At 73.4% G+C, this 12740-nt stretch carries 10 protein-coding genes; 3 read left to right on the forward strand and 7 right to left on the reverse strand.

All coding sequences use genetic code 11. The features are described 5' to 3' along the window. Positions 1–4 precede the first annotated feature (4 nt). Positions 5–886, forward strand: coding sequence for a decaprenyl-phosphate phosphoribosyltransferase (locus AC1UE5_RS14180; RefSeq protein WP_482924485.1), 882 nt, complete (start codon positions 5–7; stop codon positions 884–886). Here AC1UE5_RS14180 and AC1UE5_RS14185 read toward each other — a convergent pair. After that, positions 883–1614, reverse strand: a complete 732-nt coding sequence (locus AC1UE5_RS14185) for a class I SAM-dependent methyltransferase (RefSeq protein ID WP_482924487.1) — start codon at positions 1612–1614, stop codon at positions 883–885. The two genes, AC1UE5_RS14180 and AC1UE5_RS14185, sit on opposite strands and share 4 nt — an antisense overlap. A gap of 10 nt (positions 1615–1624) precedes the next feature. Then, entirely contained in the window at positions 1625–2587 is a 963-nt protein-coding gene (locus tag AC1UE5_RS14190) for a lysylphosphatidylglycerol synthase domain-containing protein (protein ID WP_482924489.1), read from the reverse strand. 137 nt (positions 2588–2724) lie between these two features. On the opposite strand from AC1UE5_RS14190, the gene AC1UE5_RS14195 reads away from it, so the two are divergent. After that, positions 2725–4389 (forward strand): hypothetical protein, encoded by a 1665-nt coding sequence (locus tag AC1UE5_RS14195; RefSeq protein ID WP_482924491.1) that lies wholly within the window; start codon positions 2725–2727, stop codon positions 4387–4389. A gap of 2 nt (positions 4390–4391) precedes the next feature. Here AC1UE5_RS14195 and rfbC read toward each other — a convergent pair whose 3' ends face one another. Continuing rightward, entirely contained in the window at positions 4392–4961 is a 570-nt protein-coding gene (gene rfbC, locus AC1UE5_RS14200; protein ID WP_482924493.1) for a dTDP-4-dehydrorhamnose 3,5-epimerase, read from the reverse strand. A 48-nt stretch (positions 4962–5009) separates the two neighbouring features. Between rfbC and AC1UE5_RS14205 the strand changes: the two genes are divergently transcribed. Continuing rightward, the gene (locus tag AC1UE5_RS14205) at positions 5010–5945 is read left to right on the forward strand and encodes a sulfotransferase family protein (protein ID WP_482924495.1); all 936 of its coding nucleotides are present in this window, start codon (positions 5010–5012) and stop codon (positions 5943–5945) included. A gap of 9 nt (positions 5946–5954) precedes the next feature. Here AC1UE5_RS14205 and AC1UE5_RS14210 read toward each other — a convergent pair whose 3' ends face one another. From AC1UE5_RS14210 to AC1UE5_RS14225, 4 genes are read right to left on the reverse strand one after another with little or no spacing between them, the layout of a single operon-like run. Then, positions 5955–6836 carry an ABC transporter permease gene (locus tag AC1UE5_RS14210; protein WP_482924497.1) on the reverse strand — a complete coding sequence of 294 codons (882 nt, stop codon included), beginning with the start codon at positions 6834–6836 and terminating at the stop codon, positions 5955–5957. Further along, positions 6833–8134 (reverse strand): ABC transporter ATP-binding protein, encoded by a 1302-nt coding sequence (locus AC1UE5_RS14215; protein ID WP_482924499.1) that lies wholly within the window; start codon positions 8132–8134, stop codon positions 6833–6835. The genes AC1UE5_RS14210 and AC1UE5_RS14215 overlap by 4 nt, the downstream gene beginning before the upstream one ends. 36 nt (positions 8135–8170) lie before the next feature. After that, positions 8171–9040 (reverse strand): DUF1698 domain-containing protein, encoded by an 870-nt coding sequence (locus tag AC1UE5_RS14220; RefSeq protein WP_482924501.1) that lies wholly within the window; start codon positions 9038–9040, stop codon positions 8171–8173. Beyond that, positions 9037–12687, reverse strand: coding sequence for a glycosyltransferase (locus AC1UE5_RS14225; protein ID WP_482924503.1), 3651 nt, complete (start codon positions 12685–12687; stop codon positions 9037–9039). The genes AC1UE5_RS14220 and AC1UE5_RS14225 overlap by 4 nt, the downstream gene beginning before the upstream one ends. Positions 12688–12740 lie beyond the last annotated feature (53 nt).

Consider the following 12740-nt stretch of genomic DNA (forward strand, 5'->3'; position numbering starts at 1 on the left):
GCCCGTGGAACGCGAGGCCGGCCGACTCGCAGTCGTGCTGGAGACGATGCGCCCGAAGCAGTGGACGAAGAACGCCTTCGTCCTCGCCGGCGTCCTGTTCTCCGGCCAGGCGACCGAGCTGTGGGCGGCCGGCAACGCGCTGCTCGCGCTGGTCGCGTTCTGCCTCGTCAGCGGCGCGACGTACCTGCTCAACGACGCGCGCGACGCGGAGGGCGACCGCACCAACCCGCGCACCGCCAACCGCCCGATCGCGCGCGGGGACCTCAGCGTCGGAGCCGCGTACGCCTGGTCGGCCGGGACCGCCGCGGTCGGGCTCGGGATCGCCGCGCTCATCAACGGGTGGACGCTGCTCGCCTGCGCCGGCTACCTCGTGCTGCAGCTCGGCTACTCCAACGGGCTCAAGCACGTCCTGTTCATCGACGTGATGGTCATCAGCGCGGGCTTCGTCCTGCGCGCGCTGGCCGGCACGCTCGCGGTCGACACGGTCCTCTCGCAGTGGCTGCTCATGTGCACGGCCCTGCTCGCGCTCTTCCTCGGCCTGGCCAAGCGGCGCGGCGAAGCGGTCGCGCTGGGCGGCGCGTCCTCACCGCGGCGTCCGGTGCTCGACTACTACTCGGTATCGCTGCTCGACGAGCTGATCGCCGTGGTGACGCCCGCGATCCTCGTGGTCTACACGCTGTACGCGGCGCTCGGCGCGCGGACGGACTGGATGCTGCTCACGGTGCCGTTCGTCCTCTACGGCATCTTCCGCGGCCTCTTCCTCATCCACCACAGGTCGGCGGAGGTCGAGGACCCGTCCGTCGCGGTCGTCCGCGACGTCCCGCTTCTGGCGTGCGTCGTCCTGTGGGGCGCCGCGTCGGGGCTGATCGTGCTGATCGCCGGCTAGCGGCGCACGACGTACGTGAAGGAGCGCCAGTGCGGCCCGGCGGCGTCGTCGGGCTGCACGTGGACGACGCGTCCGCCGTGGCGCGCGACGAGCGCTTCCACGTCCGCGCGGCGCGTCCCGTGCATCTCCATCGTCGACGACGAGCGCTGATAGGCCCGGCGCAGCGCGTTGACCGCCGGCTGCGGGAGGATGCGCATCGCCAGCCCCGGCAGCGTCGTCGACGGCCGCTCGGGGATCTGGAACACGAGCACGCCGTCGGGACGGAGGACGCGGACCAGCTCCGCGATGTAGCCGTGCGCGGCCTGCGGCGGGATGTGCTGCAGCACGCGGCAGGTGTAGGCCATGGCGAAGCGGTCGTCCGCCAGGCCCTCGAGGCGCCCGCTCGTGTTCTGGACGAAGACGCAGCGCTCGCCCTGCCGGTTCATGCGGCGGGCGGTCTCCACCATGGACGCCGCGCCGTCGACGCCGACGGCCAGGTCGAACCGGGCGGCGAGGGCCTGCGTCAGCCGGCCGGCGCCGCAGCCGAAGTCCACGGCCTCGCCCGACGGCGGGAGATGGCCGATGCGCTCGAGCATGGCGAACACCGCGTCGATCTCCTCGCGGCCGCTCTGGAGGAACTCCTCCTCGGTCCAGCGGCGGCCGCGCCGCCCCGGCTCGGTGAGCACGGCCCAGAGCGGATCCTCGGCCCCGAGGGTCTCCCAGTGCGCGCGCGCCTGCTCCAGTTCCATGCGCAAGACCCTAGCGCCGGTCGCCCGCGGGAGCCGCGGGCGCCGGCGGCTCCGGCGCCGGCTCGCGGGGCCCCTCCGGCGGGACGTACGGGCTGCGCCGGTCCAGCAGCGACACGACGCCGGCGTACGCCAGCTCGACCCCGGTCTGCACCAGCCGGCTGAGCACCGCGACGGCGAGCGCGAGCGGCGACGGCATGATGAGCGCGAGCCCGCCGGTGAGGCCCAGCTCGCGCGCGCCGAGCCCGCCCGGAAGCGCGAAGCCCACCATGCTCGTGACGAAGCCGAGCGCGAACGCCCCGACCGCGACGGGGACGTCGTCCAGCGCCACGGGAGTGACCGCGCGCGCAAGGCACAGCACGCCGAAGCCCGCGGCCACGAAGCTCAGCGCGAAGACCCCTACGAGCACGACGACGTCGCGCGTGCTCAGGATCTGCCCAGGCGCCTCGTACCCGGCGCGCTGCAGCGCGACGGCGGCGAGCCGGCGGAACACCGGCGGGGCGATCGCGACGACCGACCCGGCCGCCATGGCAGCGACGGCCGCGGCGACGACCGGCTCGACCTCGGTGATGACCAGGACGCAGAGCAGGCACGCCGAGGCGATCGCGCCTGCGACCTCGTAGACCAGGCCTATGGCACTGAGCCGCTTCGGCACGCCGATGTCGCTGGCCAGCTTGACGCGGACGACGGGCGCGAGGACCCCGCTGGGCACGTAGCGCGCGAGCAGGCCGGCGGCGAAGATCGCCCGTCCCCGGCCCGTCGGCAGCGGCGCCCCCAGCCGGCGCATGATCATCAGCGCGGCGTCGCCCTGCAGCGCCTGGAACGTGAGCAGCAGCAGCGCCGCGGGCACGAGCCAGAGCGGCTCGACGTGGACGTCCGCGTCGGCGAGGTCCGACCATTGGGACGCGACCGTCGCGACCAGCGCCGCGATGACGAGGACGCCGACGACGCCCTTCAGCAGGCGCGCTCGCGTCATGCACGGGCGCGGGCCGGGCACGCGCGGATCCGAGAGGGGACGCTCACCGGCACGAGGCTACGGCGTCGTCCTGCGCCACGGCCGGCCGCGGGCCGTGACGGGCCGCCCGGCGGCCGCTCGCTCTAGGGTGTAGCGCGATGTCGATCGTCGATCCCGCCCCCACGGCGGCGAAGCCCGGTGCCCGTCGCGCGGGCGGCGTCACCGCAGGCCTCGCGCGGTTCGCCGAAGGGCTCCTGACCCCGTTCCAGGCCGGCCGGCGCGCGCCGGGCCGGCGTGAGGCCCTGGTGGCGCTGCTGCTCGCCGTCGTCGGCGCGGTCGCGCTGTACGGCCCGCACGCCGTCAACGGCGGCTGGTACATGGACGACTACGCGTTGATCTCCCAAGCCGAGTACGCCGGCGGCGGGTTCGACGCGCTCGGGGAGCTGCTGGACGTCGGCTACCGCCCGATGTTCTCGTTCACGATCTGGGTGCTGTACATGATCGGCGGCACCGGCCAGTCGGCGTATCTGGCGGCGGGCGTCGCGCTCATCGCGATCCAGGTCTGGTCGCTGTACCTCGCGCTGCGGGTCGTCGGCCTGGCGGGCGTCGTCGCCGCGGGCGTCGCGCTCGTGCACCTGACGATCCCGTCGATCGACGGCAGCCGCTTGTGGATGACCGCGCTGCCGGCGTGGGTCGCAGTGACGCTCTACCTGTGGGGCCTCATCGTCGCGATCCGCGGCTCGCAGAGCGCGTCGGTCGGGCGGCGCCGCGGGGCGCACGCGGCCGCGCTCGTCCTCTACGCCCTGGCGATCCTCTGCTACGAGCTCATCTCTCCGCTGATCGCGCTCTCCGCGCTGCTGTACCTGCCGACGACCGGGGTACGGCCCGCGCTGCGCCGCTGGGTGGCGGACGTCGTGGTCGTGGGCGTCGTCCTCGCAGCGATGTCGTCGCGGCAGAACCGCGTCATCGAGCTGACCGTCGACTACCTGCGCGGGCGCATCGAGGAGGTCTGGGGCGCCTCGGTCGACGTCTTCCGCCTCACGCTGCCCGCAGAGAGCCTCCTGTGGGGACCGCTCGGGCTCGCGCTCGTGCTGGGTGGCGCGGTCGGCGTCGGCCTGGCGATCGGGCGCAGAGGCGAGTGGGCGCGGACCGCGCGGACCTGGTGCGCGATCACCGGCGCCGGCCTGCTCTTCGGCCTCGCGGGCCTGCTCTTCCTCGTGCCCGCCGAGCCGTACTACCACCCGCGCTGGACCGGCATCGGCAACCGCGTCGCTTCGATGTCGTCGATGGGCGAGGCGGTCCTGATCGTCGGACTCGCGGTGCTCGTCGTGCTGGGCCTCCTGACGCTCGCGCGGCAGGCTCGCTGGACGGTGGCCGTCTCGGTGATCGCGGTGCTCATGTGGACCGCCAGCCTGGCGCGGCAGGAGATGCGCAACCAGGATCCGTGGGCGGAGAGCTGGAAGCAGTCGCAGCGGGTGCTCGCCGCGGTGCGCCAGGCGGTTCCCGACCCGCCGCCGGACGCGACGATCGTGACCTTCCGCCACACGCGCAACATCCTCCCGGCCGACGTGCCCGTCTTCAACACGACGTGGGACCTCGACGGCGCGGTGAAGCTCGCGTACGACGACCCGACGCTGCACGGCCAGCCGGGCGGCCCGGCGACGCGCTGCGACGCGACGGGCATCGCGGCCGTCGAGGACGCGCCGGCGTTGACCGTCCCGTACGGGACCACGTACTTCGTCGACGCCGCCGGCTACACCGGCTGGCGCGTGACGTCGCGCCGCCAGTGCGACCGGCTGCTGGCGCAGCTGCGCGCCGGCTGACGTCAGGCGCCGGCCGGCGCGTACCGGAAGGGCAGGCTGTCCGCGACGTCGGCGAGCGTCGGCGCCGTCGCGTCGCGCTCGGAGACGATCAGCTCGAAGCCGGTCGGCCACTCGACGCCCACCTGGGGGTCGTCGTAGCGGATGCCGCGCTCGACCTCGGACGAGTAGTAGTTGCTCTGCTTGTAGATGACATCGGCGACGTCCGAGAGCACGCAGAAGCCGTGCGCGAAGCCGATCGGCACGTAGACGACGTGCATGTTCTCGTCGCTGAGCTCGAACGCCTCCCACTCGGCATAGGTCGGCGAGCCGGCGCGGAGGTCGACGACGACGTCGAGGATCCGCCCGCGGCCGCAGCGGACGAGCTTGGAGGCGCCCGCGCCGATCTGGAAGTGGAGGCCGCGGAGGACCCCCTGGGACGAGCGGGAATGGTTGTCCTGGACCATCGGCTCGGTGATCCCGGCGTCGCGGAACGCGTCTGCGCGGAACGTCTCGGAGAAGAACCCGCGGTGGTCTCCGTGGACGGCGGGCGCGATCAGCTTCGGGCCGTCCAGGCGCGTCTTGAGCAGCTGCACGGGGCGACAGGCTAGTGCGGAGCCGCGCAGCGTAGTCTCCGCTGGCCGATGGCGACCGCGCGCGCGTTCCCGACCACGCTGGACTTCGTCGTGCTGGGAGCGCAGAAGGCCGGCACCACGACGCTGTGGCACCTGCTCCGCGGCCACCCGGAGCTGGCCTTCCCGCCCGCCAAGGAGGCGCCGTTCTTCACGGAGCCTGCCTTCGCGGAGGGCCTCGACGCGTTCCTGCGGGCGAGCTTCCCCGGGTACCGGCCGGGCGCCCGCGCCGGCACGGTCTCTCCGCAGTACATGATGGGCGTGCCGGAGGCCCCGGTGCCGGTGGTCGCGCAGCGGATCGGCGCGACCATCCCGGACGTCCGCCTCGTCGCGCTCCTCCGCGACCCAGTGGCACGGGCGGTCTCGCAGCACCGGATGACGACCCGCTGGGGCGCGGAGTCGCGGCCGGTCGAGCAGGCGCTCGCCGAGTCGCTCGACCCCGCTGCGCTCGCCGACGCGCGCGGGCGCCCGACCGCGACCAACACCTACGTCGTCCAGGGCGAGTACGGCCGCTCGCTGGGCGCGTACGTCGAGCACGTCGGCCGTGACCGGCTGCACGTCGAGCTCACCGCGGACCTCGAGCGGCGGCCCGAAGAGGTCGTGCGGCGGGTCCTGTCCTTCCTCGGCGTCGACGCCGGCTGGCAGCCCGAGCAGGTGGGCGGACGCTGGTTCGAGGGCGGCGACCGCACGCGCGTGCCGCAGGCGGATGCCGACGCCCTCGCGGCGCGACTCGAGCGCGAGGTGTTCCCGCTCGCCGGCCCCGCGGCCCGCCACGTCACCGAGGCGTTCTGGCTGACGTTCCAGCAGTGGAACGTCGTCCCGAGCCCGCCGCCCGAGCTCAGCGCCGGGCTGCGCGCCCGGCTCGCCGAGCACTACGCGGCGGACGCGCGGGTGCTCGAGCGCCTGCTCGGCCTGGACCTCCCGTGGGCGCGAGCGCCCGGGACGTGAGGCGCGGGCTCAGAGCTCCTCGGCGATCTTCGGCGCCTCGCGGTTGAACGTCCAGAGGCCGAGCAGGATCAGCCCGAGCCCGATCCCGATCGGGATCGCGAGCCGCCACGTGCCGCCGATCGCCTCGGCGGCCGAGGGCGCGTCGGGGTCGAAGAGCAGGTGCCGGGTCTCCTGCACCAGCGCCGCGAACGGCGAGCACATCATCACGTGGGCGACCCGCGGGTAGTCGTCCATCACGGTCTCGATCGGGTAGAGGATCGGCGACGCGTAGAACGTCACCTGCGTGATCACGTCCCAGATCGGCCGGACGTCGCGGAACCGGACGTACAGCGCCGACAGCAGCGCCGCGATGCCGGCGGCGAGCAGGATCAGCGCGGCGAGCAGGAGCGGGATCGCGAACCACGTCCAGCGGGGCTCCACGCCGTTGATCGCCGCGAACACCGCGACCGCCGTGAGGTTCACCGCGAGGTTGAACGTCGCCGTCGTGACGGTCGCCACCGGGATCACGAGGCGCGGGAAGTGGATCTTGCGGACGAGGTTCTCGCGATCGATCACGGACGTCACCGCGGCGCCGGTGGCCTCGGTGAAGAACGTGAAGAGCACGATCGACGTGAGGAGAATGACCGGGTAGTTCGGGACCTGGTCGCCGAGCCGCACGATGAGGCTGAAGACGACGTACAGGACGCCGAACAGCAGCAGCGGCCGCATGAGCTGCCACGCGTAGCCCAGCACCGAGCCGAAGAACTTGAGCTTGAACTCCTGGACGGCGAGCGTCCGCGAGAGGGCGAAGAACCGGCCCCAACCGCCGCTGAGCGCCGACGGGCCGCCCACGACGCGGCCGCCGGCCGGCATCTCGACGCGCTCGTCGGGGTCGACCGCGATCCCGCTCACGCGCGGTTCTCCCCGGCCACGGCCGGCTGCGCCAGGCGCTCGACCGCGATCGGCTGGGTCTGGTCGATCACGCCGCCGAGCGCATGCATGCCGGTGACGACCACCGAGAGCGCCTCGTCCCAGCGTTCGATGAGCTCCTGCCCCTCGTGCTGGTGGGCGGCGATGACCGTGCAGCCGTAGCGCGCCGGGCGGAACAGGACGTCGACGTCGACCGAGACGCGCGCGACCGAGCCTGCGGTCCACAGCCCGCCCTTGTCCGCGTCGAACGCCGTCGTCGTGACCGACATGTCCTGGTGCGCCTCGTCGCGGAAGATGAACGTGAAGGCGGGGTTCTCGACGTCGGTGCGGAAGCGGACATCGAAGTGGAACCGGTGGCGGCGCTGCTGCGTGACCGAGCCCACGCGGACCCCCGCGTCGTCCTCGACCCAGACGTCGAGCAGCTCCATCGTGGCCCGGCGGCGGCCGGGCTCCTGCGGCTGGTCGTCGTCCGCGGCCGTCTCCTCGGCCTCCTCGGCCTCGGCCGGCGGCAGCTCGCCGACCGGGAAGTTGAGCTCCATGTAGCGCTGCGCGACGTCCGGCGCGGCGCCGTGCGCGACCATCTCGCCCTGCTCGAGCAGGATCACGCGGTCGCACATGCGGGAGACCGTCGTCATGTCGTGGCTCACGAAGAGCACCGTGCGGCCCTCGTCGCGCATGCGGTTGAAGACGTCGAAGCACTTCTGCTGGAACGCCGCGTCGCCGACGGCGAGCACCTCGTCGACGAGCAGGATGTCCGTCTCGACCTGGACCGCGACCGAGAAGGCCAGGCGCACCTGCATGCCGGACGAGTAGTTCTTGAGCTTGAGCTCGGCGTAGTCCTCGAGCTCGGCGAACTCCAGGATCTCCTGGTAGCGGGCGCGGGCCTCCCGCGGCGTCAGCCCCAGCATGATCCCGTTCGTGATGACGTTGTCCTCGGCCGCGAGGTCCGGGTTGAAGCCCACGCCGAGCTCGATGAACGTCGACATGCTGCCGTCGATGACGATCCGGCCGCGGTCCAGGCCGTAGATCCCGGCCAGGCACTTGAGCAGCGTGCTCTTGCCGGAGCCGTTGCGTCCGACGATGCCGAAGAACTCGCCCTTGCGGACGTTGAACGACACGTCCTTGACGGCGACGAACTCGTCGTCGCCGCTGCGCCGCGACGGGCGCAGGACGCGCTCCTTGAGCGTGTGCCGGCGCTCGTGCGGCACGCGGAAGCTCTTCCACGCGTGCTCGACGCCGACGACAGGCGGAGCCTTCTGGATGTTCGATCGTCTGGCCAAGGTCCTGGATGCGGGAACGGAGCCCGCCTCGCGGGGTTACGCGGTGATGTACGTGGCTTCGGGCGCCGGGTCGGCCAGACGGCAGTCGAAGTAGCCGTTGATCGTCGCGAACTCGCCGGGAGGGCCACCGTGGATGCCGAACTCGGCCGTGACCTCGAAGCCGACCGCCTCGAGCATCCAGCGCATCGCCAGCCGCCCGGGGACCCACCACCACGTCCTGTCACCGTAGTACGCGTTGGGCACGAACCGCGCGTACTCGGCCAGCTCTGGGTCGGCCAGCATCATCGAGCCGAAGAGCAGCCGGCCGCCGTCGGCGACCATCGGCCGCAGCTTCTGGAGGAGCGCCGCCGGGTGCAGGTCGTGGTAGAGGACGCCGTGGCAGTGGACGAGGTCGAACCGGCCGTGCTGCGCGGGGTCCAGGGCCTGCCAGGAGAGCGGCTGCAGCTCGATGCCCGTCTGGTAGACGCTCTCGAGGAAGCGCGCCTGCTCGATGAACTCGAACGGCTCGCAGGCGACGACGCGGCCGGCGCCGCGCAGCTTGAACATGAACGGGTCGTAGCCCGCGTTCGAGCCGACGTCGAGCACGCTCGCGCCGCCGAGGTCCTCCGGGATCTCGCGCCCCAGCCCCGCCCAGCGCGCGTCGTTGCGCCAGGCGCCGCCGACGACCAGGTCGCCGCCGAGGTAGAACGGGCCCTGCAGCCACGGGTCCAGCTCGCGGGCGCGCTGGACCAGCTCGGCGCGACGCTCGGCGCTCAGCTCCTCCGGCAGGTCGGGCGAGAAGCGGGGCAGCCCGGCGACGTCGACGACGGCATCCGCGGGACGCTCCACCCCGAGCTGCGCGTGGACCGCGCGGCGAAGGCCCGCCATCGCGTCCTGCTCGGGGTTCTGGTGCTCGTCTGTCGTCATCCCACTCGTACCTTCTGACCGAATTTCGCCGCCCAAGGTATCGCCTTGCGATGCAGCGCCAGGGAGCCTGTCACTGGCGCGCGCTCCCGCAGATGGCCGAGCAGGCGCGGCTCGCCGTAGCCGAGGTCGACGGCCTCGAACCGGCTCGTGCTGAGGAGCTGGTCCCCCGTCACCGGATGGTCGACGGCGAAGAGGGGCAGCCGCCCGATGCCGGGCTCGAGGTGCAGGTACCCGGCGGGCCGCTCGGGGACCGCGCCGTTCGGCCGGCCGGCGAGGAGGAAGCGCGGGACGTCCACGGCGCGCCGCGCGACGGACCGTGCGCGCGGGACGAGCGGGATGTCGCGCCATGCGGCGGGCGCGACCGCCCAGCGCGCCAGCGTCCGGGGCTCAGGGCGCGCCGCGGGCGCCGCCTCACGCTCCGTGCGCAGGCGGCCCTCCGGCGTGAGCCAGACCGGGACGGTGTCCTCCTGCGGGACGCGCAGGAGCGCGCCGAGCTCGCCGACACGGGTCGCGTCCGGTCCGGCGTCGCCCACCGTGTACGAGTGGCGGCGCGCGGCAGGATCCAGGTGACGCACGAGCCCGACCACGCCGTAATCGGGGATCGCCGCCGGCCCGCGGTGCAGCGGCCTGATGGGGAAGCCGTCGATGAACCCGAGCGTCGCGTGGACGTCGCACTCGCCCAGCAGGGGGTCCCCGTCGCCGCACAGCAGGAGCTGCTCGCCGGTCGGCCGGTGCGTCCCCAGCAGCAGCGGGACGAGCATCGGGAACGCCGCGGCATCCAGGTGGCCGAGCACGCGCGTCTCGCCGCCCGGCTCCGGCCACTTCGCCTCGCGGTCGACGGCGCGGTAGACGCCGTCCTCGACCTCCAGCCGGACCGTGCCCGGCGGGCTGAAGCGATGCACGACGCCGAGGTCCATCTCGATGACGTGCCCGGGGGGCGGCGCATGGTCGTTCGTCACCGTCCGCCGCCCGGTCCGCTCGTCGCGGTGGCGGACCAGCGGCCACGTCTCCGGCGGCAGCCAGGCCAGGTCCAGCAGCCAGCGCCTGGGCCGCGGGACGTCCCACCCCGGCGTCCGGACCCCCTCGCGTTCGCGCGAGACCCGCAGGTGCTCCTCGCCGCTCGTGCGCACCCGCGGACGGCGCAGCCGGATCGTGCTCGGGGCGGTGAGGACGCGCGCCGCCTCCGCCGCAGGCAGGTGGTGGAACGAGAGCAGGCCGTCGGCCGCCTCGATCGCGCGCAGCACGTCCTCGAGCTCCTGCCCGGGACCGACCACGACCCTCTCCGGCCACGTCGCCTCACGGTCGAGGAACAGGGCGGCGCCGAGCACGGGCCGCTCCACCGCCGACGGCTCCTGCACCGGCGCGAACGGGGGCCGTGCGTCGCCGACGTCGATCAGCGCGAGCGCCGAGATGCCGCGAACCGGCCGCGCCCCGCGGACGACCTTCTCCAGGCCGGCGGGATCGTCGAGCAGGCTCAGCCCGGCACCGGTGAGGAAGAGCACGCGCGGCGCCCGCGCCGCGGTGAAGGCGTGCTCGACGATCTCCGAGCGCGTCAGCCCGAGCGCCGGCGGGAGGCGCCGGACGTGCCGGACGGGATCGCGCCAGTGCCCGTCGAACGCGGCGAGGACCTCGACGTCCTCCAGCGTCTGGCGCTCCAGCGCGGCGGCCAGCGCCGTGACGCGCTCGTCGCCGTCGACCGGATCGAGCAGGACGACCGACAGGCCGGCCGACCAGCGTGGCTTGATCGTGGGGTCGTCGCCCAGCTCGACGTGGCGCTCGGCGATCTCCTCGTGGAACGCGACGCTCGCGTACTCCACGGTGTCGGCGCGCGTGAAGCCGTGCTTGCGATAGCCGAGGACCGGGTCGTGGGCAGGCTCGCCGTAGACGCCGCGCTCGGCCAGCTGCAGGGCGAGGTCCCAGTCCTCGTGGCCCAGCTCGATGTCCTCCGCGAAGCGGATCCCGGCGTCGAAGATCGCGCGGTCGAAGAGCGAGCAGGTGTCGCAGAAGTTGCCGCGGCGCAGCGCGTGGAGGTCGTAGGGCGGCGGCTTGAACAGGTCGGTCCGCGTGCCGAAGTACTGCACGGTCGGGTAGACGAAGCCGACCCGGGCCGAGCTCGACTGCAGCTGCTCGACCAGCGACGCGATCGCGCCGGGCAGCAGGAGGTTGTCGGAGTCGACCGGGAGGACGTACCGGCCCTTGGCCTCGTCGATCGCCGCGTTCCGCGCCCGACTCGGGCCGCCGTTGACCTCGCGGCGCAGCACGCGCGCCCGGCCGGCCGCCTCGATCTCGTCCAGCACGGCGATCGTCCCCGGATCGGTCGAGGCGTCGTCCACGACGATGACCTCGAGCGCCGGGTACTCCTGCGCCTCGATCGCGCTGAGGCAGTCGTCGAGGAAGAGCCCGTGGTTGAAGCACGGGATCACCACCGAGACGAGCGGGCGGCCGCGGCTGGGACGCGCCAGCGGGATCGGCTCGACCGCGAGCTCCTTGCCGCGCTCCGGGAGCTCGGGGAGCGGAGGACGGCCGCGCGCGGCGCGGCGCTCGAGGAGCTCCTCGTACAGCGCCTCGTGCTTGCGCGCCATCGTGTCGAGGCGGAACTCCGACCGCATCCGCGCGCGGGCCTCGCCGCCGACCCTCCGGCGGTGCGCGTCGTCCGCGGCCAGGGCGAGCAGCGCGTCGGCGTAGCCGGAGACGTCGTCGCGCGGCGTGACGAGCGTGCCGCCGACGCCGTCGAGCAGCTCGACGTTGCCGGGCAGCGCCGGGACGACGACCGGAAGGCCCATCGCCATCGCCTCGTAGACGGTGTAGGGCACGCCCTCGAAGCGGCTCGTCATGAGCAGCGCGTCCGCCGCGCCGTACCACGGCGCGAGCACGTTCGAGGGGCCGTGGAAGACGACGTTGCCCGCGATCCCCGCGGCGTCGACCGCGGCGCGGACGTCCGGCTCGAGCACCCCGTCGCCGACCACGTGGAAGAGCGCGTCCGGGCGCGCGGCGGCGACGGCCCGTGCCACCTCGACCATCAGCAGCGGGTCCTTCTGCTCGACGAGCCGCCCCGGGTACAGGACGTTGAAGCGCTCCGTGGGGAGGCGGTGCGGCGTGACGTGGTCGGGCGAGAACTCCGCCTCGGCGTCGACGCCGGTGTGGATCACGCGCAGCTTGTCGCGCGGCACGTCGTAGTCGTGCATCGCCCGCGCGAGGTGGTGGCTCGTGACCGAGTACGCGTCGACGAGGTTGCCGTACCGCGTGGTGACGTACCGGACGTAGCCCGAGCGGTCCTCCTCCTCGACGTGGAGCTGGACCACCACGACGGGCGGCCGCTCCAGCGCGGCGATGTCCGGCAGCAGGTCGTACGCGAGCCGGCTGTTCATGATGTGGAGGACCTGGATCCCACGCGTCTGGAGGAGCTCCAGGACGAAGTGGGGCATGTCGTCCCCGGGCATGAGGTCGGGCAGGTTCCAGACCTCCTCCGCGTACGGCGCGACCTCGGTCACGCGACGGTTGGCGGACGGCTGCGTCGTGACGAGCGAGGCGGCGAAGCGCTCCCGGTCGAGGCACCGGAACCAGTCGATCGTGCCCTTGTCGGAGCCTCCGAGATCGACCCACGGCGCGAGGTAGGCGATGCGTGTTCGCTTCTCGGACGTCGGCATGCGGGGGCGGCAGTATAGGTGCGGATGCCCTGCGCGGTGGTGGGCGATCCGAC

The organism is Parviterribacter multiflagellatus (assembly GCF_056863265.1).

Bases quoted from the DNA above. Each gene is read 5' to 3' on its own strand.
- AC1UE5_RS14185 (WP_482924487.1), bottom strand. From the start codon at position 1,614: ATGGAACTGGAGCAGGCGCGCGCGCACTGGGAGACCCTCGGGGCCGAG.
- AC1UE5_RS14190 (WP_482924489.1), bottom strand. From the start codon at position 2,587: ATGACGCGAGCGCGCCTGCTGAAGGGCGTCGTCGGCGTCCTCGTCATC.
- AC1UE5_RS14195 (WP_482924491.1), top strand. From the start codon at position 2,725: ATGTCGATCGTCGATCCCGCCCCCACGGCGGCGAAGCCCGGTGCCCGT.
- AC1UE5_RS14205 (WP_482924495.1), top strand. From the start codon at position 5,010: ATGGCGACCGCGCGCGCGTTCCCGACCACGCTGGACTTCGTCGTGCTG.
- AC1UE5_RS14220 (WP_482924501.1), bottom strand. From the start codon at position 9,040: ATGACGACAGACGAGCACCAGAACCCCGAGCAGGACGCGATGGCGGGC.
- AC1UE5_RS14225 (WP_482924503.1), bottom strand. From the start codon at position 12,687: ATGCCGACGTCCGAGAAGCGAACACGCATCGCCTACCTCGCGCCGTGG.